The organism is Thiothrix eikelboomii, assembly GCF_900167255.1.
Classification (GTDB): domain Bacteria; phylum Pseudomonadota; class Gammaproteobacteria; order Thiotrichales; family Thiotrichaceae; genus Thiolinea; species Thiolinea eikelboomii.
Genome location: NZ_FUYB01000011.1, coordinates 51538 through 72418 on the forward strand (window position 1 = coordinate 51538; position 20881 = coordinate 72418).

Here is a 20881-nt window from a genome sequence, read left to right on the forward strand (position 1 = left end):
TTAGTTACCTTGTTGACGATGAATGGCGATTTCCACCAAGGTGTTAAAATCATGCTCATCACGCACTTTAGCAACCTCCTCTGAAGTGACCGTGTAACCATAATCACGTGCAATCTGTTCATAGCGTGGAATCCGCGAATGGAAAAGCCGAGGGAAAATCCAGCGAGTAAACTCATCAGGATCCATCTGTGCAGCATAATTTAAACCCGTTGCTTGCAGATAAACCGCTAACTGTTCTTGCAAGAACTCTGGGCGATAATATAAAGGCTTCGGATCACTCTTGGCGCGATCAATCAACTTTTGCTCTTCGGCAGGGGTAGTGACTTGAATATATAGAATTAGCGAGTGCTCCGCTAAAAGTTCAATCACACCCGGCTCATCCAATTCACACAAACTACCGCCCACATCATTCACAAAATGTGGATAGCCATAAATGCTATGCGCTTTACGAATGAATTCTGGGACATCATACATAGCACGAATTTCGGCTAGGCGATATTCAGATTGATGGCGCACAAATTGATCGAGGGCTACCCCCCCTAATTCTGGATTACCCAATTTACCGACATAAGACAGCACAGGTCCTGGGTCATCAATGGTGATATTATTGGTGATATAGATCCAATCTTTGCGCAGCAAATCTTTTAAGAACGGCACTTTCATCGCCTGCTCTTTAATCAGGTCAAGAATTGCTTCATCTAAATAACGCTTACCAATGCGGTAATCACCCGAGTAGTGAAACCAATCATGCTGGCGCAAGGTCGCTGAAAGATGAGTTTTCCCGACTCCCGACATACCTAATAAAGTCACACTTTTATTTTTCCATTGACGATAATCTTCGACCGATAGCCGCACAGTGTTTCCCCAAACAAGTAAATAAGTTAAAACCTGATTGTAAACAAAAAAGGCAGCTGTTTGCACAGCTGCCTTTCGATTTGAGCGTTTAGCCGCAGGAATCCTGCTAGTTAAGCTGAGAACCGTTTATTTTTGTCCCAAACCCAAAGCCTCTCTCACCAAGGCTTGTTGCTGAGCTTGATGCACATAAAGTGAACCTACTGCAGGAGCTGCCGCCGCTGGACGGCTAACGCAAGAGATTTCCGCCAACTCATAAGCCTCGAAGCGATGGCGAATACCATCCCAAGCACCTTGGTTAACCGGTTCTTCTTGACACCAAATCAGGGTTTGCAGATTCGGATAAGCCGAAACAATCTGCCGTAACTCAGGAGCTGGGAAAGGATAGAGTTGCTCAATCCGTACAATGGCTACATTGTCCAGATTATTTTTTCTACGCTCTTCCAATAAGTCGTAATACACTTTACCGCAGCACATGATCACCCGATCCACCGCTGCTTTGTTTTCTGGCTTCACATCGACATCATCAATGACTAATTGGAATTCACCCTCAGTAAAATCCTTCAGCTCATTCACGGCTAATGGATGACGCAATAGACTCTTAGGTGTAAAGACAATCAACGGCTTACGATAATTACGCAGCACCTGACGACGCAGCATGTGGAAAGTTTGCGCAGGCGTAGTCGGCACAACGATCTGAATATTTTCCTGAGCCGCTAACTGCACAATCCGCTCAATCCGCGCCGAGGAATGCTCGGGTCCCTGGCCTTCAAAACCATGCGGCAAGAACATCACCAGACCACATAGACGCTGCCATTTTTGCTCGCCAGAACTAATAAACTGGTCAATCACGACCTGTGCACCATTCACGAAGTCACCAAACTGTGCTTCCCAAATGGTTAAGTTTTCAGGTTCTGCCGTCGCATAGCCATACTCATAAGCCAGCACCGCTTCCTCAGATAATACCGAGTCAATGACATTGAAAGCGCCTTGATTAGGACTGAGATTTAATAAGGGCAACCATTGTCTACGCTCTTCTTGATGATGCAAGACGGCATGCCGATGGGAGAAAGTACCGCGACCACAATCCTGCCCCGATAAACGGACATTACGCCCCTCTTCTAGCAAAGTGGCATAAGCTAAGGTCTCACCAAAACCCCAATCAGCTGGCTTATCGCCTTTACCCATCGCAACCCGATCTTCGATGACTTTCAAGACGCGCCGATGAACTTTAAAATCAGCCGGAATATTATTCAGCCAGCTAGCGGATAAAGCGCCCACCCGCTCTGCACTCACCGCTGTATTGACTTTATCCCGCCATTTGCCGCTTAAATAGGTTTTCCAGTGAGTTTGCAATTCATTCGGCAAACCTTCTACATTAGGCTGGTCGAAGTAACCACGCACAACTTCGCCCGCATCCATCACCTCACGGAAACCCGCCACCATCGCATCGGCTTCTTCTCGAGTGATCACGCCCTCTTTAATCAACTTCTCAGCGTATTGCGTCCGCGTCGTTGGTAGACTACGAATAATGCTATACATAACCGGCTGGGTCATCGCAGGCTCATCAGCTTCGTTATGCCCTAAGCGGCGATAGCACACTAAATCAATCACTACATCTTTCTTAAAGCGATTCCGATAGTCTAGGGCCACTTTCGCTGCATAGATGACGGCTTCTGGATCATCGCCATTCACATGAATAATCGGCGCATTGATCATTTTCGCAACATCCGTTGGATAATGCGTTGAACGGCTATCGGTGGTAGTACTGGTGGTGAAACCCACTTGGTTATTGATAACAATATGGACTGTTCCTAGCGTGCGATAGCCGCGAGTCTGCGCCATATTGAAGGTTTCCATCACCACGCCTTGGCCTGCAAAGGCTGCATCACCGTGGATACTAATCGCCATGACTTGCTCACCCGTGCGATCACCGCGTCGCTCTTGACGAGCACGCACTGAGCCGATTACCACCGGGCTTACAATTTCTAGATGTGATGGATTAAAGCCCAAAGCCAAATGCACTGGACCACCAGCAGTCATAATATCGCTGGAATAACCTTTATGATATTTAACATCGCCAGTGTATTGACCGTCATCGACTTTACCTTCGAACTCACTGAAGAGTATCCCAGAAGGTTTGTACATAACATTGATCAGGACATTCAAACGCCCCCGGTGAGCCATACCGATCACCGCTTCTTTCATGCCTGCAGCACCGCCTTCTTGCAGAATACGATGCAGCATTGGAATTAAGCTTTCGCCACCTTCCAGACCGAAACGCTTTTGCCCGACATAACGACGATGCAAATATTGCTCAAAACCTTCCGCTGCCGTTAACTGCTTAAGCAACAACTTCTTCTGGTCATGACTTAAAACTTCACGCCCCATTTCAGGTTCAATCCGAGCCTGAATCCAGCGTTTTTCTTCCAAATCCATAATATGCATGTACTCAAAACCGATAGTACGTACATAAGTTTCTTTTAAGGAATTGAAAATATTACCCAGTGTGGGCGCGCCTTTTAAATGGAAAGAACCGGGGTCAAAGGCGATGCTAGGATCCGTGTCTTGGAGGTCATTAGCTTCCAGCGTGAGTTCTGGCACATTCATCCGAATCCCATAATCACCTAAAGGATTGGTATTCGCGGCTAAGTGACCCACATAGCGATAGGAATTAATCAACCGTGAAACACGGACTTGATAACTACGACGCTCTAAGACGCTTTGGGGCTGGTAGGTATCACTCGCTGACAGAGCCGCGCCAGCTTTGTTGCCGCCACTACCATTTAAGCCAGCACCTTGCTCTAAGAGATCGAGGTTTCTAAAGTAATCCCGCCACTCGGCAGAGAGGGTTTCTGGGGATTCTTGATATTGCTGATAAATCTGTTCCAAGAGAATGGCTTGTTCGCCATCTAGAAAAGATTCATCGAGCATGATATTACCTTGTTGGCTCATCATCCGTACTCCTTCGTGCTCCTAGTAGATGCTGCTAGTTATGCTTATTTAAGCCTGATGTCGACAATCTTAATGATTCAGGGGGGCAAGTATATCCCAAAGGGGGAGTAATTCCATCCCTTAATCGACAAGTTTTGACAAGAAAAACTGAGATTAGCTTAACCAGATTAAGCTAGCCATGCGCCCTGTTTGGCCATCGCGACGAAATGAAAAGAAGCGATCTTGCTGAGTATAAGTGCAGAACTCGCCGCCATAAACAGCCACCAGACCCAAGGCTGCTAAGCGTTGCCGCCCTAACTGATAAATATCCGCCAACCATTTACCATCAGGTTTTGGCTTAAACGCCTCAGCAGCCTGCTGATGATGCGCCATAAAGGCTGCACGCACCTCACTACCGACTTCAAAGGCTTGCGGGCCAATCGCAGGGCCCATCCAAGCAAGGAGATCTGCAGGATCACAATCCAAAGCACGCACGGTTGCCTCTAAAACCCCATCACATAAACCGCGCCAACCTGCATGAGCCGCCGCCACTCGTGTTCCAGCACGATCACAGAACAAAACTGGCAAACAATCGGCCGTCATCACGACACAAACTTCAGTCTTTTCGAACGAAACAGAAGCATCGGCTGAGCAACCCAGATTGTCGACATTATGTCGAGCGACTGTGACTCCATGCACTTGCTGTAACCATAAAGGTGTACTCGCAAGATTCAAGGTTTCTGCTACTAAGCGCCGATTATGGGCTACTGCAGCAGGCTGATCACCGACATGATCGCCTAAATTCAAGGTATCAAACGGTACTTGACTGATTCCCCCGGTACGAGTGGTGCAAACAGCCTGAACCTGATGAGGTGCTGGCCAAGTAGGTTTAAGCCAAGTCATCAAGATAGCTCCTCCGCACGTAATAAATCTAACAACGCTGCCATATCCTCAGGTACGGACACTTCCCAAGCTAGTTCCTCTGCAGTGAGAGGATGGACTAAGCCTAAGCGGGTAGCATGAAGGGCTTGACGTGGAAAATTGCGCAAAGCTTCACGTAAAGTTTCACTAATTCCGGCCGGTACACGCGGCCGCCCACCATACAGCTGATCGCCCACAATCGGCATTTGATGCGTGGTTAAATGCACACGAATTTGGTGAGTACGCCCCGTTTCTAAAGCAACCCGCAGCAGCGTATGATGACGAAAACGCTCTTCAACTCGATAATGCGTAATCGCCTCTTTCCCCCCATCAAGCACAGCCATTTTTAAGCGGTCAAGCGGATGGCGACCTATATTCCCCTCAATCCTGCCACCGGCAATCACGGGGCGTTGGACTAAAGCTAAATACTCACGACTCACCTCCCGTGCTTGCAGCTGCTCAACTAAGGCGCTATGGGCTTCTAAAGTTTTCGCTACTACCATTAAACCTGTGGTGTCTTTATCCAAGCGATGCACAATCCCCGCACGCGGCAAATACTCCAATTCGGGGTCATAATGTAATAAGCCATTCACCAAAGTACCTGACCAATTCCCAGCCCCTGGGTGGACGACTAAATCGGCAGGCTTATTCAGCACCAAGATAGCCTGATCCTCATACACAATATCGAGCGGGATCGCCTCGGCTTCTGAACGAGTTTGGACTTCTTGAATGGCATGGATAATAATCTGCTCGCCACCGGTTAAGCGTTCCTTGGGTTTGAGCGGCTTATTATCGACCAATACTTGCCCGGACTTTATCCACTTTTGCAATTGGCTGCGGGAGTATTGTGGGCACAGGCTAGCTACAACTTGGTCTAAACGTTGTTGTGCCATTTCCGGTGGGACAATGCTAACTATTTGCTGATCTTGGGGCATGTTAAAACCAATGAATACGTTATACTTGCAACTTTATTCCATCATACGTGTTATAAAACAAATGTCGATAAGTAGAACATCCCAAGCGCGAGCGACCCGTCTCATTTTAAGCCTTGCCCTCGCTGCTAGTTTAAGTGCCTGCTCCTTATTTTCTGGTGATGCCGCAAAGAAAGACGAAACTGAAGGCCTATCAGCTGATACCATCTATCGACAAGCACAAGCGGCTGTAAAATCAACCGATTACCCTCGTGCGATCCGACTTTATGAATCCTTAGAGGCACGTTATCCACTAGGGGTACATGCTCAACAAGCCCAGCTTGAATCCGCCTATGCTTATTACAAATATGACGAACCCGATACGGCTTTAGATAGGGTGGATCGTTTTATTCGGATGAATCCGGGTAGTAAAGAAATGGCTTATGCCCTGTATTTACGCGGCCTAGTCAATTTCAATCGTGGTAGTAGCTTAGTCGATCGTGTATTCCCACGCTCGATTGCTGATCTGGATATTGTCCGTCAAAAAGAAGCTTTCCATGATTTTTCTAGGGTTATCAACCGCTACCCTGAGAGTTCTTATGCTAAAGATGCCCAATTACGGGTGCAATATTTGCGTAATACCTTGGCAGAATCTGAAGTCAATGTCGCTAAATACTATATGGAGCGTGGCGCTTGGCTAGCGGCATTTAATCGTGCTGAATACGCCATCAAGCATTATCAAGGCTCGCCCGTGATCATAGATGCCTTAGAGATTAAAGTACGCGCTGCCCAGCAACTGGGCAAAGCGGATTTAGCTGCAGATAGTTTGCGAGTTTTAGAGGTCAATTTCCCCGAGCGTGCAGCCCGCCTCAAAGCAGGTCGCTAATGGCAGAACGCTAATTTTCAAAAGCCTAGCTCTGTCACACTTCTGCGTTGGCAGAGCGGCTTTCACTACGTTTATCTGAATTTTTTTACCCTTCGCCCTGCTTGCTTTAGGCTCTAAGCCTAAGAACCCAAATAAAAATAATCAAAAATAAAAATTAAGGGGCAACATGAACCACACACTTTTGTGGCGAGTTTTGGTGTTGGCTGGGTGTCTATGCTGTTTTCAATCAGTGCAAGCTGATGACGATATGCCCACTAACACCACACCTGCAACTAATTATCTTGGAGCGAGCCTAGGTACAGCCTCCTCTGAATTTTGTACTGGCTTAAATAATTGCGGCGAAACCAGCAACACCTGGAAAGCTTATTCTGGGGTAAGGATGTCCGATAAAATCTTCATTGAAGCGGCCTATGTGAAATTCGGTGAGCAACAAGGCCTCGACGGTAGTACAAAAATCAGCTCGAATGCTAAAGGCTATAGCACCGCTGGCGTTGTGACTTATCCACTCAATGCGCAAATTGAACTGTTTGGCAAAGCCGGTATGTGGTGGTGGGAGAGTGAACAAAAATCCACTGCAGGTACTCAAGCCACTGACGGCAGTGACATCTTATTAGGTGTCGGGGCAAATTATAATCTAGGTAATAATATGGGTGTACGGGCTGAATGGGAGCGCTATCAACGTTCACAGGGCAGTGCAGCTAAACAAGCACTCGATTTATTGTCCGTGGGTGTTACTTTCTCTTCTTTATAGATTTCATCAAATTAGCTTTAATAAAATTAGATTCAGTCAGAAAGCAAGTAAGAAAATAAGTAAGAAATAAGTAAGAAATAAGCAATAAAAAATATTAAGAATAAAAATAATAAACTAAAATTTAGGGGTTTGATCATGTTCACAAAGTCAGCAATCGCTGCTTCTATGCTATTGGGCTTGGGTTTAGTTATTTCAGCTAACCTAGAAGCCGGAGGGAGTTACCAAAAACAAAACTGGGGCATTGCCCAACCTACACACTTCTATGGCGGTGCCAGTTTAGGTTTAGCTAATCAAGGTGAATTTGAGGAAGGTACAACCGCCGCCGGCAAACTCTATGGCGGTGTCAAACTCAATCGCCTATTCGGAGCTGAGTTTGGTTATATGAAATTAGGTGAGGTAGAAAGCACCGCATTAGAAGGTCGCTTAAGCACCAATTTAAAGAGTGATACCAGCGCTTTCTATGCAGCAGGCTTAGGCTATCTACCAGTAGCGCCTAACTTAGAACTGATGGGTAAGCTTGGCGCCATCAGTTGGTCACAAGACAGTAGTAAAGAAATCCCCCTCATTGAAGAACGCTCTTCTCAAAGTGAAACCGGTATCAGCCCGTTGCTCGGCGTGGGTGCACAATATCGAGTCGGACAAAATATGCATCTACGCGGTGAATGGGAGCGTGCCTTTAGTGCAGGCGCGGCTGATACTGAATTCGAAACAGATGTGGATTTATTCACTTTAGGCGTGACTTTTTCAACCTTATAAAACTATATAACTGAGCTAGTGCTTTACAAGAAGAAAAATACCGGGGGTTATTGATGAAAAAACTCATGATCTTAAGCCTAGTACTAGGCTTATTTAGCGCTGCAGAAACCGTACAGGCCGAGGGACTGTTTGGCTTTAATACTGCACCTGCCAATTCCAATTTTAGTTTTAATAATGGCTTAAAAATGTATGCGGGTGCCAGTGCAGGCTATGCCATGCAAGGCAATACTTGCAATCTGCCATTTTTTGAAGGTAGCTGTGAAGACGGTGCAATGAGCTGGAAGGTCTTCGGGGGAGCACGCCTGAATCCAATGTTTGGAGCTGAACTTGCTTATGCCCAATTGGGTACAGCCGAGAAAAAGGGCGTGATTGCAACCCAAACAGCACAAGTTAGCAATGAGCTTGCAGGGTATCAACTCAGCGGTGTTGCCTATTTACCGATCAATGTAGTACCTAATCTAGAACTGATGGGTAAAGGGGGCGCGATGTTTTGGGAACGCACGACCCAAGAAACCCTTAGTACCAACAGTAAACACAGCACTGATCAAGGGATTTCGCCGTTAGTCGGGCTAGGCGCACAATATCAATTGAATCCAAACCTCCATCTACGCGGCGAATGGGAGCATGTATTTAATACCGGTTCTGGGTCTGACCATGAAACAGATGCAGATAACTACAGCCTAGGTTTTATGTATTCAACCCTTTAAAACCACCACCATCTACCTCAAGAGTAAGGCTGCACATTTCTAAATGATAGGTTAGAGTGTGATTATTTCAGCCTTGCCTTGAGGAAGACCTTCATGTCTAGACAATCGGATTTTATTGCACCGTCGATTCTTTCTGCAGATTTCGCCCGCTTAGGCGAAGAGGTAGATCGGGTATTAGCCTCCGGTGCAGACATCGTGCATTTTGATGTGATGGATAATCACTATGTACCCAATCTCACCATTGGCCCGTTAGTATGTGAAGCCTTACGCAAACATGGTGTGACTGCCCCTATTGATGTGCATTTAATGGTAAAACCTGTGGATCGGATCATTCCCGACTTTGCTAAAGCAGGGGCAACTTATATCACCTTCCACCCAGAAGCTTCTGAGCACATTGACCGCAGCTTGCAATTGATTCGCGCTGAAGGTTGTAAGGCGGGCTTAGTTTTCAATCCTGCCACCCCTTTAAGTATCCTCGAATATGTCATGGATAAGATTGATATGATTCTGATCATGTCGGTGAATCCGGGGTTTGGAGGACAAAGTTTTATTCCCTCTGCCCTGACTAAATTACGCGAAGCACGCAAACTGATTGATGCCTCCGGCTTCGATATTCGGTTAGAAATCGACGGCGGCGTAAAGGCCAGCAATATTCGTGAAATTAAAGAAGCGGGGGCAGATACCTTTGTCGCAGGCTCTGCAATCTTTGGGGCGGCTAATCTGAATGATCCTCAGCATTATAACAGCATACTGACCCAATTCCGTGCCCAACTAGCAGAAGCGAAGGTTTAATGGCTCAATTTCAACCCAAACTTGTCTTAATTGATTTAGACGGAACGCTTGTCGATAGCGTTCCAGATCTCAGCTATTCAGTGGATCAAACCATGCTGGCTCTCGGTTTGCCCCTACGGGGTGAAGCCGCTGTGCGGACTTGGGTTGGTAATGGTGTACAGACTTTAGTCGAACGGGCCTTAACCAATACCTTAGATCAGCCTGCTGATCCTGCTGCATTTGAACAAGCCTTAGCCATTTTTATGGCGATTTATGCTGAAAACACCTCACAACGCAGTCGTCTCTACCCCGGCGTTGTGGAGGGTTTAGATTTTTTGCAAAGCTGCAAAGCGCTTAAAGTCGCTTGTGTGACTAACAAAGCAGCCCAATTCACCCATAAGCTGCTGCGTGATTTAGGAATTTTTGAGCGTTTTGCTCTGATTGTAAGCGGTGACACCTTGTCGGAGAAAAAACCTCATCCGCTGCCACTGCTATATGCCGCCGAGCAACTCGGCGTCGAGCCGACTGATTCATTAATGTTAGGTGATTCAAAATCCGATGTGAAAGCAGCCCGAGCAGCGGGCTTTAAAATCATTACGGTGAGTTATGGTTACAATCATGGTGAAGATATACGTGACTATCATCCAGATGCAGTGATAGACTCCTTCCAAGAATTAACTACTCTCATTCAGTGTGCATAATGTTTATGTTTCCAAACAAGCTATGGCGATGGCGTCCTTGAGTTCTACTTAGACTCGACCCTTTTTTCATCCTTTTGTTTGGAACTTGTCATGAATCAAGATACATTCGCTAGTTATTTTACCCAAGGTTTTAACCGTGTTCCGATCAGTCGTACTATTTTGGCTGATCTTGACACGCCGTTGAGCGCCTATCTAAAGCTTGCAGATGCCCCCTATTCCTATCTATTCGAATCCGTGCAAGGTGGAGAGAAATGGGGTCGCTATTCTATGCTGGGTTTACCAGCTAAAACCATCATTAAAGTATATGGCTTAGCAGTTGAAATCCATCGGGCTAATCAAGCCATTGAACGCTTTGAGGTCGCTGATCCTTTAGCTTGGATTAGTGAGTTTCAAGCACAGTTTAAAGTCCCCGATTTACAGGCCTTACCACGTTTTACGGGTGGTTTAGTCGGCTATTTCGGTTATGAAACCATTCGTTATATTGAAAAGAAACTCGCTCAAGGCAAAGACAAACCCGACCCCATTGGCACACCGGATATTCTATTGATGGTGTCGGATGAAGTGGTGGTCTTTGATAGTCTGCGCGGTGAATTGCATTTAATCGTGCATGCCGAAGCGGATGGTTATCAACTAGCGCAAAAAAAACTCGATAGTTTAGAGGTGCAATTACAAACAGCTCGGCGCTTATATCGTGCCGCTGCTGCAACTCGCCAAGTGGAAGAAAGTGATTTTATTTCTGGCTTCACCGAACAAGGCTTTAAGGATGCAGTTCTCACTGCCAAGGAATACATCAAGGCAGGGGATATTATGCAAGTGGTGCTTTCGCAACGCATGAGCATTCCATTTACGGCTCCCCCTTTAGATCTCTATCGCGCTCTGCGCCGCTTGAATCCTTCGCCTTATATGTATTTCTTAAATTTAGACGAATTTCATATTGTGGGATCTTCGCCTGAAATTTTGGTGCGTTTAGAAGACGACACCCTGACCGTTCGCCCTATCGCCGGTACGCGCCGACGAGGTGATACTGAACAACGTGATCAGGAACTCGAACAAGAATTATTACATGACCCCAAAGAACTCGCTGAGCATTTAATGCTGATTGATTTAGGGCGCAATGATGCTGGACGGGTGAGTGAAATTGGCTCAGTGAATTTGACTGAAAAAATGATTGTCGAGCGTTATTCGCATGTAATGCACATCGTCTCGAATGTCACAGGTAAACTATTGCCTAATTTAACTGCGATGGATGTGCTACGAGCAACTTTCCCCGCTGGCACAGTCAGCGGTGCTCCTAAAATTCGTGCGATGGAAATCATTGATGAATTAGAACCTGTCAAACGCGGTATCTATTCCGGCGCAGTCGGTTATTTATCCTGGAGCGGCAATATGGATACGGCCATTGCCATTCGCACAGCGATTTTGAAAGATAATACCTTGCATATTCAAGCGGGGGCTGGCGTTGTCTATGACTCCATCCCACTAATGGAGTGGGATGAAACCATGAACAAAGGTCGAGCCGTTTTTCGGGCAGCGAGTGCTGCTTTATCGGGCTTAGACGGCAAACATCAATAAGTATCCTGATCAAGCCAGCTTATTCTAAGCCTTTTTTTAGCTCAGTGGCTAAGCGCTTATCCAGCTTTTGATCTAAATAGAGACCGAAATAAGGTTGGCCGAGGTCTCTATAAGACCATAATGACCAACTCAAACCGGCTGCATTCATTACGCTCATGGTGTCACGTACTAAATTATAACGTGAAGCCCCCGGTGCTGTGGATAAAGCCCCAAACTCGCCGACATATAAAGGCAGATTATTCGTGCTCGCCCAAGTCAGATAGGGCTGCAAATCCTTTGCTAAACGTGCCTTATCATAATACTCTCGGCTACCATTATAATAATCAAAGCGGATTCCAAATTCCCCGTGCTCCATTTCGGGTGCATATACCCAAGTTTGGAAACGGATTTTGTCGCCAGCTTTTATCTTCACTAAAGGCTCAGTATAAAACTGATTCACTTGACTCCAACTCCCCCCACCTGAGTTACCGCTAATTTTTAAGCTAGCGATACCATTCGCAGAAGTGGCTGGCCGATTCACCGTGCGATCCCAAGTTCCGCTAAAATCACCTGAGCCACTGAAGCGCCAACTCGCTGGCAATTGAGCATTCACCACGGATGCTTGCTCTAGGCTTGGATTCGACATATTGAATTTCACGCCATTATGCGTAATGGAAAAATCATCAAACCAAACCTCACCAATGCGCCCCGCCGCACCTAATCTTAACGCAGCAAATTCAACGCCAGCAGGCACGGTAATCTCGCCACTATCTAGCTGTGTCCATTCGCTGATTTTACTCACCACATTTTTCCCCTTCGCCCAACCTGCCATATACACGTCGTTTAAGACTAAGCCGGGATAAGAGTTACTGGGGATTTTAGAATCATAAGCCCCTGCATAACCAGAATAGCTCACCACAAATGGCTTATAGTTGTGAAAAGAATAAACCACATTTGTATCGTTCATGCGCTGAAAGCGAGTATCACTCCCCAAAGGCGCTTGAATAAAAATGATATGCCCAGGGTCCACCTGTCGAATTGCACTCAGTGTAGCAGCCGCTAAATCCCACCATTTTTTAGCCTCGCTAGGTGCAGGTTCATTAAAAATATCATAACCTGCAATGATTTTTTTATCTGCATAGCGCGTTGCGATGTTCTTCCAAAGCTTAATAAACTTCTGCTGAGCAACAGGACTATTCCAAATTTTCCCTTGTCCGGCCGTCGAATCGGGTAGCGCGACATGCATATCTAGAATTAAATAAATCCCCGCGTTTTCACACCAGCGCACATAGTTATCAATCAGTTGATAACCTAATTGAGTTCGGAAATATTGCCAATGTAAACCCAAGCGAATGCTGTTCACGCCTAAGGATTTGAGGTATTTAATATCAGCTTCTGTGGCATATTTGAGGGGAGCGGTTTTGTCCCAAGCATACTGATAATAATAGGTATGCATGTTCACACCTTTTAAAACCAGTGTCTGCCCCTGAGCATCAACGATCTTATTGCCAACGACCTTTAAGCCCGAACCCTCAGCTTTGACAGCGGCTTCTACCGCGCCGACTGCTGCACTTAAGCCTATCGCTAGACTTAAGGCCAAAACCTTCAAACACGTAGTCATTAACTTACCCTGCATATCAACCTCGCCGTTAGCAAAATGAGAAGCTTTCACTGTCTGCCTAAGTTTGCAGCACAGGCGAAAGCCTAGATAAAAGTGCGATTCCGTTTAGATTAGGATACTCTTTAGCTTTGAAATTCTAACTGAAGATCGCGATGCAAAAGATACTAATGATCGACAATTATGACTCGTTTACCTATAACCTAGTTCAATATCTAGGGGAATTAGGCGCGGATGTTCAAGTTGTACGCAATGACGAGATTCCGGTCACTGCGATTGCTACCATCGCCCCCGAAAAAATCGTTTTATCACCAGGTCCTTGTACACCGACTGAAGCAGGTATTTCTGTGCCTACCTTAGAACACTATGCAGGTAAATGGCCAATCTTGGGCGTGTGCTTAGGGCATCAGTCGATTGGTCAGGCCTTTGGGGGCAAAGTCGTGCGTGCCAAAGCAATCATGCATGGCAAAACCTCGATGATTCATCATAAAGGCATTGGTGTCTTCACTGATCTGCCCAGCCCCTTTGAAGCCACTCGCTATCATTCGTTAGTGATCGAGCAAGCCAGCCTACCGGATTGTTTAGAAATCACCGCGTGGACTGAAACTGCCGACGGTGAACTGGATGAAATTATGGGCGTGCGCCACAAAACTTTGCCTGTCGAGGGTGTGCAATTTCATCCTGAGTCAATTTTGACGGAACATGGACATGCGATGCTGCAGAATTTTTTAGAGGGGCGATAGCGACCCTCTGGCTTAGCTACGGTTAAATAGCTGCTCTTTTATCCCTGCCGAGAACTGGGTGCTTTCCATGCGCCCTGCTGCTGTAAAAATTTCCAGCCGCGTGTCGATATACACAATCCATACTTCTTGAGCACCTGCCTCTAGATACAGCTGGGTTTTAATCTGCATTTCCTCACGGGAATTAGAGGGAGAGACAATTTCAACACCTAGCTCAGGCGCACGCGGGAAGGGAGTGACTGTTCCCCATTCCTGTATAAAAGCCTCTGAGGCCCAAGCCACATCAGCGACCTTCGTCCCTTCTGGAGTTTGGATGGAACATTCAGCGATCACCTGCCCAGAAAGGTGCTTATTGCCAAGTAAGCGTGTTGACATCCTCCTTGCCCTAAATGGCGAGGATTCCTGCTGCCAGACGCTCATGTCCGAGCGCGAGAATGTTCCGTGCTGCATTGATATCTCTATCATGCACAGCCCCACACTCAGGGCAAGTCCATTCTCTTATTCCAAGTCCTGCTCTACCTTTCGGACTGTTTGCGGAAGTATTTCCGCAACACGAGCAAGTTTGGGTGGTGTATCGTTCAGATACTTCTTCAAACCATACCCCTGCGTTCTCGCATTTGTAACAGAGTAGGGTTTTAAAACTTGACCAACCCGCATCTAAGACGGATTTGGCTAGTTTCGTTTTGGCTAAGGCCTTTGAACTGACATCGCCTACGACAATTGCAGCGTAGGCTTTGACTAATTCAGTGGAAAATTGGTGAAGCTGATTCTGTCGAGTATTTTTAATCTTGGCGTGAATCGCTCTCACACGCTTTTTCTTTCTAGCACGCTGCGCAATACCCAGCTTCTGTTCATCGCGCCGATAGTACTTAGAAGATTTAAGTTTTTGACCGTTGGACAAGGTAGCGAGGTCTTTCAAGCCTAGATCAACACTGATGGATTCAGTACCTTTCGATTCCAGCTTAGGGGCATTATCTACCACTAAGCAGACATACCAGCGACCTCTGGCATCCTCGACAAAACAGCCCGTCTTAACGTGATATTGATCTAAGCCGTAGCTGTCCCAGAGTTTGAACGCGGTTTTGGCGTATTGAACAAAACCGTTGCCATATCTCACGGCTGATTTTTTAAACGGTATCCAACCTAGAGAACGACGGGATGATTGTTTATTAGACACCCGCCAATTCAGCTTAGCTTTCTTGAATTGCTTACGGCGGGTCATCAGTTCTTCCGTCACCGCTTGAATCGTTTGGCTATGTAGGTTTAATTCTTTGGATGCACCGGCTGTATAGCGTGCTACGTCATAAGCCGAGAAAAATTGACCTGTTCTTTTTAGGTGGGTAAAACACAAGTCGTTCACGTAGTTCCAGACGAAATTCACTTCAGTCGCTAAGTGGTTTAGCGTCTGAGTATGCTTGTCCTTAATCCGTAACTTCAAGGTTTTCATAGGCTTATTATAGCAAATCCAACGCCCAATGAATAGATCGGCTAACACCGATGCGCCTTATATCCCCCAGCTAAAGCAAGGGGTTTTACAGCGCAACTGATAAGGCAATGCGCCACTCATCAGGGGATGATTTGACTATTGGCGATTTTTACCTAGATGGCAAGCAAAACTTGCACCGAGCTAAAGGCAGCATACTAGGTTTTTACAGTCCCCACCTTGGCCTAACGCCGCGCCCAACTCACTTCCATATCCTCGGCTTCCCCCATACCTTGCTCCAACAAAGCGAGCAGCTCAGGATCAGCGCCATTTTCCTTGAGAATCTCTAGCTCAGCACGGTTCAACCAATAATCGGTATCCGTTGGGCTTTCTTCCTCAAGTTGATCCACTAAAAACTGAAGTTGTGCTTCGGTGATCTTGCCTAGCTCAATGCCAGTATCTTTATTAGTTAAGACGATCATTACACTGCTCCTGAGTTAAGACGTTACGAAGTTTGAGATTAGCAGCCTTCGATAATAATGTCCTGAGTAAAATGGTATTCATCACAATTACTACCGGTGCCACCGGTGCGATCGAGGCAAATAAAATCCCTCACCCCTGCTGGACTAAATAAATAATGATGCCAGACCCCGCGCCGATAATTAATCCCTTGCTGTGCACCCACTCTAAACAAACGGATTTGCTCCACCAATGGCTGCTCTCCAGCAGGCGCGACCAGCGTGAAAAAGGCTTGGCGCTCTAAAGAAATAAAGGCTTGGCTGCTTTGCGGATGGCGCTCCATCACTTCAATGCGAAAAGGAAATTGGACGGGCTGTGAGCGAAAGATACTCACGGTCGGTTTGCCACCTTGTTGCAAAGTATCCAAGTCGGCTAAATCGCTATAGCGCTCGGTTTTACCATAATTAATTTGATAAAATTCGCGCCCAGTTGTTTCGATCACCTCCCCAAACGGGGCAAAGGCTTCAGCCGTAAGGGGTTCAGGTTTTAAAATAATCGTCATTCTATTCAGCCTTTAATTGCCCAAAAGCACGCAATCGACTCACGCCGCCATCAGGGTAGATATTCAGGCGCAGATGCGAAACCGCACCGATCTTTTTCAACTCATCGACAAAACTAAATTCGGTATCCGCCGCCATTTTTTGTGGAGGCAATAACTCCTGCCAATATAAACTTTGCGCGGCAATACTGGCTTCATTGCCTCCGGTATACAACGTGCCATATACCGAACATTCATACGGATAATTGCCCTTAAAATGCGCTGTATCCAAGACAAGCCGTGAAATCTCACCCACACCTGCCAAGCGAATAATCGCCCAATCAAATCCCGGCTCACGACGGCGGCGGGTTTCCCAACCATCGCCCATATTCACACCGCGCCCCGGTGCCAGCAGATTGCTGATATGCCCGTAATGCATATCGCTCGCGCACAAAGCCCGCCCTCCATTCAGCAAGGCTGCTAAATCGAGCTCTTCACCTTGGTTTATAGTTGATAAATCTCGACTCACCTGACCATAAACACGCAAACGCGCCACCCCCCCATCAGGATAAATATTCAAACGTAGATAATTCCAAGTCTCGCCTGAACTAATCCTAAACGCATTATGGCTATTCCCCTGCAAAGCCTGAGCACTAAGAATCTGTGTCCAAGCAGTATGTTCATCCGGTGGTGTGGGGCTATAGCAAGCTTCAATGCTGGCAGAGGGTGCATAATTCCCCGTAAAATGCGAGGTATCAATATCAAAGCCCTGAATCACACCCGAGCAAATTCGAATCACGGCATGATCATAACCGTTGCCACGCTTGCGGCGGGTTTCCCAGCCATCCATCCATTTGCCATTGTCATCATACTTGCCCGGAATAAAGACCGCTGGCTCTGGATTGAGCATCCGTTCTAGAGGAGCAAAAAACTCATCCGTGGCGGCAATAGCTTGGCCACCTAACCGAGGTTGGGCAAGGTCGATCGACTCAGCTTGTAACTGTTCTAATAGAGTGCTCATACTGATCCTGCTCCTAATGAATTAAATCCTGCACACGAAACGCGGCAATCCGGTTGATCTGCGCTAAAGCGGTCGTAAACTCTTGCTCAATTGAGTGCTCAAGGCGAGTTTCAAAACCTGCCAAAATCTGCTGCCGCGTCGCATTCTTCACCGCCATAATAAACGGAAACCCAAAGCGCGCTTGATACGCAGCATTCAACTCATGAAAGCGGCTTAGCTCTTCAGGCGAACAGTGGTCTAAGCCAGCACTTGCCTGCTCACGGGTGGAGGCTGTGGTCAGTTCACCTGCTAACGCCGCTTTACCCGCTAAATCAGGATGCGCTCGAATCAGAGCCAATTGCTCAGCGGGTTTGGCTTGGTCTAGGGTTTGGCGCAAGGCCGTTAATAAGCTTTCATGATCCGCAAACGGTCTTGCCGCCCAACTCCGTTCCGCCACCCACGGTGAATGCTCATAAACCCCACCAAGCAGCTGAACAAACTCAGCTTGGCTGAGTGCATTTAATTCTATCAGTGTTTTTTTCATGCAGGATCTCCACTAGGTGCAGGGTGCTGCCTCCGCCAATGCTCGGCAAGATCAATCCGCCGACATAACCAGACATCTTCATGCTGCTGAACATAATCAACAAAACGCTGCAAAGCCGCAAACCGTGCAGGCCGCCCTACAATTCGACAGTGCAGACCAATCGACAGCATTTTCGGTGTCGTTAGACCTTCCGCATACAGCACATCAAAGGCATCTTTGAGGTAGTGAAAATATTGCTCACCACTATTAAATCCCTGAAAGCTGGCAAAGCGCATATCATTGGTATCTAAGGTGTAGGGGACGACAAGATGATCTTGACCTTGCACCCTCACCCAAAAGGGCAGGTCATCGCTATAATCATCTGAATCATAGACAAAGCCACCTTGCTCAATCAGCAACTCACGGGTATTGGGGCTATTACGCCCTGTATACCAGCCTTTAGGCCGTTCCCCGGTCAGGCCTTGGATAATCTCAATCGCTCGTTGCATGTGTTCGCGCTCTAGCTCTTTATCCATGAATTGATAATCAATCCAGCGCCAACCATGACTACAAATTTCAAAACCAGCTTCCAGCATCGCCTCGACCGCCAATGGATTGCGCTCCAAAGCCATTGCTACTCCAAAGATGGTGATCGGAATGTGGCGCTCGTGAAAGAGTTTATAAATCCGCCAAAACCCTGCTCGACTGCCATATTCATAAATTGATTCCATACTCGGGTGGCGCACCCCCTCATAGGCTCGTGCGCCAATAATCTCCGAGAGAAAAGTTTCCGAGGCCGGATCACCGTGGAGCACGCAATTCTCACCACCCTCTTCATAATTCAAGACAAATTGCACTGCAATGCGTGCTCCCCCCGGCCAATTCGCTTGCGGTAGTTGGTTGGCATAACCGATTAAATCACGCGGATAAAATGAGCTTGCAGTCATGTTTCTTTAGTCCTCTGCAAAAATAGCAGCTAAGTCCTGATTAGCGGACGGCTCACTCAGTACCAACTTAGCTTCAATATGTTGAATATGCTCATGCATGAGGCCTACCGCTAATTCGCTATCTTTTTCAGCAATCGCTTTAAGAATCGCGGCATGTTCATCCGTTGAACATAATGGATGCGCATGGGTTTCGTATTGAGCAATAATCAGCGAGCAACGCGATACCATCATCCGGGCAAAGTTAGCTAGAAACTCATTACCGCAGGCTTCAGCCAGCTGTAGATGCAACTCACCAGACAAACGTAAGGCACGCCCACGATCCTGTGCTTGAATCGCCGCTTGCTCTGCTTGAATCAGCAACTGCAGCCGCTGCAGATCCTCAACCTGAATATGCTCACAAGCACTCAGCACAATCGCTCGCTCAATCGCTTGGCGTGCAACTAAGACTTGGCGAGCTTGCTCCGCTGTCGTATTCGCTACACTCGCCCCGCGATTGCGATGAATCTCCACCACACCTTCATGTTCTAAGCGTTGCAAAACCTTACGGATAATCGTGCGGCTCACGCCAAATACTTGGCCTAATTTATCTTCTGATAAGCGAGTCCCGGGCGCTAAGCGCTGTTCAAGAATCGCATCAAATACGCGCTCATAAATGACCTCATCACGAGTAGGTTGATCACGATCTAAGTCATCTGCTAGCTGGATCATGGCTGTTGTACTTGTTGTACCCATTTCACGATTAAGCGGCGCTCCTCATCCGTCATTTGTGTCAGATTCCCTAAAGGCATCGCTTTGGAAGCTACTTGTACCGCAATCAACGCGGCTTGTTTACGTACTTGGTCTTCGGTTTCTAACAGCACACCTTTTTGTGCTACTGGAAAAGCCGGATGCGTAGTCTGAGCAGCATGGCAAGCCACACAACGCTGCACCAAAATGGCTTGCACTTGGTCATAGCTAATGGCTGAAGCTTTTTCCAAGCTTAGCTTGATTTGCGGATAGCTTGCAAAAATAGCTGTCCCCACAAAAATAATGAACGCAAGGATTAATAACCATAAAGGCTTCCAATTACCGACTTTAGTACGGGCATTAAAATAATGGCGGACTAAGACCCCAACCACAAATAAGCCCATCAACACTAACCCATTCCAAGTGCTACCGAAACTAGCGGGGTAGTGATTGCTGATCATGCAAAACATTACTGGCAGCGTCAGATAATTATTGTGCAATGAACGCCAACCAGCCTCTGCGCTTAAACGCTTATCTTGGGGCTGACCTTCTAACGTGGCTTTGACTAATTTGCGCTGACCGGGCATGATCACGAAAAATACATTCGCCGTCATCCAAGTTGCTAACATTGCACCCAATTGCAAGAAAGCACCTCGCCCACTAAAGATATGCGTCAGCGCTATCGCTAGTAATACAATAAAAGCAATCGTGATCAGCATAGCTAAGGGCGTATTTTGACGGGCAAATTCAGTTTTCCATAGGGTGTGATACACCAGCCAACTCCCCACTAAAAACCCTAAGCTAATCAGAATCGCTTGCCACGGTTGTAAGGCCAACACGCTTGGATCAATTAAATAAGCATCTGCGCTTAAATAATAAGTAATGACTAATAAACTGAAACCACTCAACCAAGTCCAATAAGATTCCCACTTAAACCAATGCAGCGGTGAAGGTAAACGCCCCGGCTCAATATTACGCTTTTCAACATTGAAAAAACCACCTGCATGTAAAGCCCAAAGCTGACCCGCCACTTTAGGGTCATCGGATTTGAGTAAATGATTAAGCAGCCAATTAAAATAAAACGAAGCGCCAATCCAAGCAAAAGCGGTAATGATATGTATCCAACGTACTGCGAGACTGAGCCACTCTACTAAAATTGTTTCCAT

22 protein-coding genes are annotated in these 20881 nt (G+C 46.8%); 8 read left to right on the forward strand and 14 right to left on the reverse strand.

Annotation, left to right across the window (positions count from 1 at the left end; all coding sequences use genetic code 11):
• The 4 genes from B5D50_RS11740 to rluD all read right to left on the reverse strand — a co-directional run bounded on the left by B5D50_RS11740 (position 1) and on the right by rluD (position 5642).
• Positions 1-855, reverse strand: a complete 855-nt coding sequence (locus tag B5D50_RS11740; RefSeq protein ID WP_078922891.1) for an ATPase — start codon at positions 853-855, stop codon at positions 1-3.
• Positions 856-981: 126 nt separating this feature from the next.
• Complete coding sequence (locus B5D50_RS11745) at positions 982-3810, reverse strand: 2-oxoglutarate dehydrogenase E1 component (protein WP_143594348.1); 2829 nt, start codon at positions 3808-3810, stop codon at positions 982-984.
• 150 nt (positions 3811-3960) lie between these two features.
• Positions 3961-4689 carry a peptidoglycan editing factor PgeF gene (gene pgeF / locus B5D50_RS11750; protein ID WP_078922832.1) on the reverse strand — a complete coding sequence of 243 codons (729 nt, stop codon included), beginning with the start codon at positions 4687-4689 and terminating at the stop codon, positions 3961-3963.
• Positions 4689-5642 carry a 23S rRNA pseudouridine(1911/1915/1917) synthase RluD gene (gene rluD, locus B5D50_RS11755; RefSeq protein ID WP_078922833.1) on the reverse strand — a complete coding sequence of 318 codons (954 nt, stop codon included), beginning with the start codon at positions 5640-5642 and terminating at the stop codon, positions 4689-4691. Before rluD ends, pgeF begins: the two co-directional genes overlap by 1 nt.
• 61 nt (positions 5643-5703) lie before the next feature.
• Here rluD and B5D50_RS11760 point away from each other — a divergent pair, with 61 nt between their 5' ends.
• The 7 genes from B5D50_RS11760 to trpE all read left to right on the forward strand — a co-directional run bounded on the left by B5D50_RS11760 (position 5704) and on the right by trpE (position 11762).
• Positions 5704-6504 (forward strand): outer membrane protein assembly factor BamD, encoded by an 801-nt coding sequence (locus B5D50_RS11760; protein ID WP_078922834.1) that lies wholly within the window; start codon positions 5704-5706, stop codon positions 6502-6504.
• Between the two features lie 166 nt (positions 6505-6670).
• Positions 6671-7255 carry an outer membrane beta-barrel protein gene (locus B5D50_RS11765; protein WP_078922835.1) on the forward strand — a complete coding sequence of 195 codons (585 nt, stop codon included), beginning with the start codon at positions 6671-6673 and terminating at the stop codon, positions 7253-7255.
• Positions 7256-7390: 135 nt separating this feature from the next.
• Entirely contained in the window at positions 7391-8011 is a 621-nt protein-coding gene (locus B5D50_RS11770; RefSeq protein WP_078922836.1) for an outer membrane beta-barrel protein, read from the forward strand.
• A 53-nt stretch (positions 8012-8064) separates the two neighbouring features.
• Entirely contained in the window at positions 8065-8718 is a 654-nt protein-coding gene (locus tag B5D50_RS11775) for an outer membrane beta-barrel protein (RefSeq protein WP_078922837.1), read from the forward strand.
• Between the two features lie 93 nt (positions 8719-8811).
• Positions 8812-9510 carry a ribulose-phosphate 3-epimerase gene (gene rpe / locus B5D50_RS11780; protein WP_078922838.1) on the forward strand — a complete coding sequence of 233 codons (699 nt, stop codon included), beginning with the start codon at positions 8812-8814 and terminating at the stop codon, positions 9508-9510.
• Positions 9510-10190: a phosphoglycolate phosphatase gene (locus tag B5D50_RS11785; protein WP_078922839.1), complete on the forward strand. Its 681-nt coding sequence runs from the start codon at positions 9510-9512 to the stop codon at positions 10188-10190. The genes rpe and B5D50_RS11785 overlap by 1 nt, the downstream gene beginning before the upstream one ends.
• Before the next feature lie 90 nt (positions 10191-10280).
• A complete protein-coding gene (gene trpE, locus B5D50_RS11790; protein ID WP_078922840.1) occupies positions 10281-11762 on the forward strand; it encodes an anthranilate synthase component I in 1482 nt (493 codons plus the stop codon).
• Between the two features lie 19 nt (positions 11763-11781).
• On the opposite strand, the gene B5D50_RS11795 is transcribed toward trpE, so the two are convergent.
• On the reverse strand, positions 11782-13362 hold the full coding sequence (locus tag B5D50_RS11795) for a glycoside hydrolase family 5 protein (protein WP_159448625.1): 1581 nt from the start codon (positions 13360-13362) through the stop codon (positions 11782-11784).
• Positions 13363-13514: 152 nt separating this feature from the next.
• Here B5D50_RS11795 and B5D50_RS11800 point away from each other — a divergent pair, with 152 nt between their 5' ends.
• Positions 13515-14102, forward strand: coding sequence for an anthranilate synthase component II (locus tag B5D50_RS11800; RefSeq protein ID WP_078922842.1), 588 nt, complete (start codon positions 13515-13517; stop codon positions 14100-14102).
• Positions 14103-14114: 12 nt separating this feature from the next.
• Here the strand turns inward: B5D50_RS11800 and B5D50_RS11805 are convergent, their stop codons facing one another.
• The 9 genes from B5D50_RS11805 to B5D50_RS11845 all read right to left on the reverse strand — a co-directional run bounded on the left by B5D50_RS11805 (position 14115) and on the right by B5D50_RS11845 (position 20881).
• Entirely contained in the window at positions 14115-14474 is a 360-nt protein-coding gene (locus B5D50_RS11805; protein ID WP_234975866.1) for a Uma2 family endonuclease, read from the reverse strand.
• Positions 14475-14484: 10 nt separating this feature from the next.
• Positions 14485-15546: an RNA-guided endonuclease InsQ/TnpB family protein gene (locus B5D50_RS11810; RefSeq protein WP_078922893.1), complete on the reverse strand. Its 1062-nt coding sequence runs from the start codon at positions 15544-15546 to the stop codon at positions 14485-14487.
• 221 nt (positions 15547-15767) lie between these two features.
• Entirely contained in the window at positions 15768-16004 is a 237-nt protein-coding gene (locus B5D50_RS11815; protein ID WP_078922844.1) for a galactosyldiacylglycerol synthase, read from the reverse strand.
• 38 nt (positions 16005-16042) lie between these two features.
• Positions 16043-16543, reverse strand: a complete 501-nt coding sequence (locus tag B5D50_RS11820; protein WP_078922845.1) for an ureidoglycolate lyase — start codon at positions 16541-16543, stop codon at positions 16043-16045.
• Between the two features lies 1 nt (position 16544).
• A complete protein-coding gene (alc, locus tag B5D50_RS11825) occupies positions 16545-17540 on the reverse strand; it encodes an allantoicase (protein ID WP_078922846.1) in 996 nt (331 codons plus the stop codon).
• Between the two features lie 13 nt (positions 17541-17553).
• The gene (uraD, locus tag B5D50_RS11830) at positions 17554-18063 is read right to left on the reverse strand and encodes a 2-oxo-4-hydroxy-4-carboxy-5-ureidoimidazoline decarboxylase (RefSeq protein ID WP_078922847.1); all 510 of its coding nucleotides are present in this window, start codon (positions 18061-18063) and stop codon (positions 17554-17556) included.
• A complete protein-coding gene (gene puuE, locus B5D50_RS11835) occupies positions 18060-18989 on the reverse strand; it encodes an allantoinase PuuE (protein WP_078922848.1) in 930 nt (309 codons plus the stop codon). Before puuE ends, uraD begins: the two co-directional genes overlap by 4 nt.
• 6 nt (positions 18990-18995) lie before the next feature.
• Positions 18996-19697: a GntR family transcriptional regulator gene (locus B5D50_RS11840; protein WP_159448626.1), complete on the reverse strand. Its 702-nt coding sequence runs from the start codon at positions 19695-19697 to the stop codon at positions 18996-18998.
• The gene (locus B5D50_RS11845; protein ID WP_078922850.1) at positions 19694-20881 is read right to left on the reverse strand and encodes a urate hydroxylase PuuD; all 1188 of its coding nucleotides are present in this window, start codon (positions 20879-20881) and stop codon (positions 19694-19696) included. Before B5D50_RS11845 ends, B5D50_RS11840 begins: the two co-directional genes overlap by 4 nt.

What these genes read in the sequence shown, in the direction of transcription:
- B5D50_RS11745 (WP_143594348.1), bottom strand. Translation starts at nt 3,810, where the DNA reads ATGATGAGCCAACAAGGTAATATCATGCTCGATGAATCTTTTCTAGAT.
- pgeF (WP_078922832.1), bottom strand. Translation starts at nt 4,689, where the DNA reads ATGACTTGGCTTAAACCTACTTGGCCAGCACCTCATCAGGTTCAGGCT.
- rluD (WP_078922833.1), bottom strand. Translation starts at nt 5,642, where the DNA reads ATGCCCCAAGATCAGCAAATAGTTAGCATTGTCCCACCGGAAATGGCA.
- B5D50_RS11760 (WP_078922834.1), top strand. Translation starts at nt 5,704, where the DNA reads ATGTCGATAAGTAGAACATCCCAAGCGCGAGCGACCCGTCTCATTTTA.
- B5D50_RS11765 (WP_078922835.1), top strand. Translation starts at nt 6,671, where the DNA reads ATGAACCACACACTTTTGTGGCGAGTTTTGGTGTTGGCTGGGTGTCTA.
- B5D50_RS11770 (WP_078922836.1), top strand. Translation starts at nt 7,391, where the DNA reads ATGTTCACAAAGTCAGCAATCGCTGCTTCTATGCTATTGGGCTTGGGT.
- B5D50_RS11775 (WP_078922837.1), top strand. Translation starts at nt 8,065, where the DNA reads ATGAAAAAACTCATGATCTTAAGCCTAGTACTAGGCTTATTTAGCGCT.
- rpe (WP_078922838.1), top strand. Translation starts at nt 8,812, where the DNA reads ATGTCTAGACAATCGGATTTTATTGCACCGTCGATTCTTTCTGCAGAT.
- B5D50_RS11785 (WP_078922839.1), top strand. Translation starts at nt 9,510, where the DNA reads ATGGCTCAATTTCAACCCAAACTTGTCTTAATTGATTTAGACGGAACG.
- trpE (WP_078922840.1), top strand. Translation starts at nt 10,281, where the DNA reads ATGAATCAAGATACATTCGCTAGTTATTTTACCCAAGGTTTTAACCGT.
- B5D50_RS11795 (WP_159448625.1), bottom strand. Translation starts at nt 13,362, where the DNA reads ATGACTACGTGTTTGAAGGTTTTGGCCTTAAGTCTAGCGATAGGCTTA.
- B5D50_RS11800 (WP_078922842.1), top strand. Translation starts at nt 13,515, where the DNA reads ATGCAAAAGATACTAATGATCGACAATTATGACTCGTTTACCTATAAC.
- B5D50_RS11805 (WP_234975866.1), bottom strand. Translation starts at nt 14,474, where the DNA reads ATGTCAACACGCTTACTTGGCAATAAGCACCTTTCTGGGCAGGTGATC.
- B5D50_RS11810 (WP_078922893.1), bottom strand. Translation starts at nt 15,546, where the DNA reads ATGAAAACCTTGAAGTTACGGATTAAGGACAAGCATACTCAGACGCTA.
- B5D50_RS11815 (WP_078922844.1), bottom strand. Translation starts at nt 16,004, where the DNA reads ATGATCGTCTTAACTAATAAAGATACTGGCATTGAGCTAGGCAAGATC.
- B5D50_RS11820 (WP_078922845.1), bottom strand. Translation starts at nt 16,543, where the DNA reads ATGACGATTATTTTAAAACCTGAACCCCTTACGGCTGAAGCCTTTGCC.
- alc (WP_078922846.1), bottom strand. Translation starts at nt 17,540, where the DNA reads ATGAGCACTCTATTAGAACAGTTACAAGCTGAGTCGATCGACCTTGCC.
- uraD (WP_078922847.1), bottom strand. Translation starts at nt 18,063, where the DNA reads ATGAAAAAAACACTGATAGAATTAAATGCACTCAGCCAAGCTGAGTTT.
- puuE (WP_078922848.1), bottom strand. Translation starts at nt 18,989, where the DNA reads ATGACTGCAAGCTCATTTTATCCGCGTGATTTAATCGGTTATGCCAAC.
- B5D50_RS11840 (WP_159448626.1), bottom strand. Translation starts at nt 19,697, where the DNA reads ATGATCCAGCTAGCAGATGACTTAGATCGTGATCAACCTACTCGTGAT.
- B5D50_RS11845 (WP_078922850.1), bottom strand. Translation starts at nt 20,881, where the DNA reads ATGGAAACAATTTTAGTAGAGTGGCTCAGTCTCGCAGTACGTTGGATA.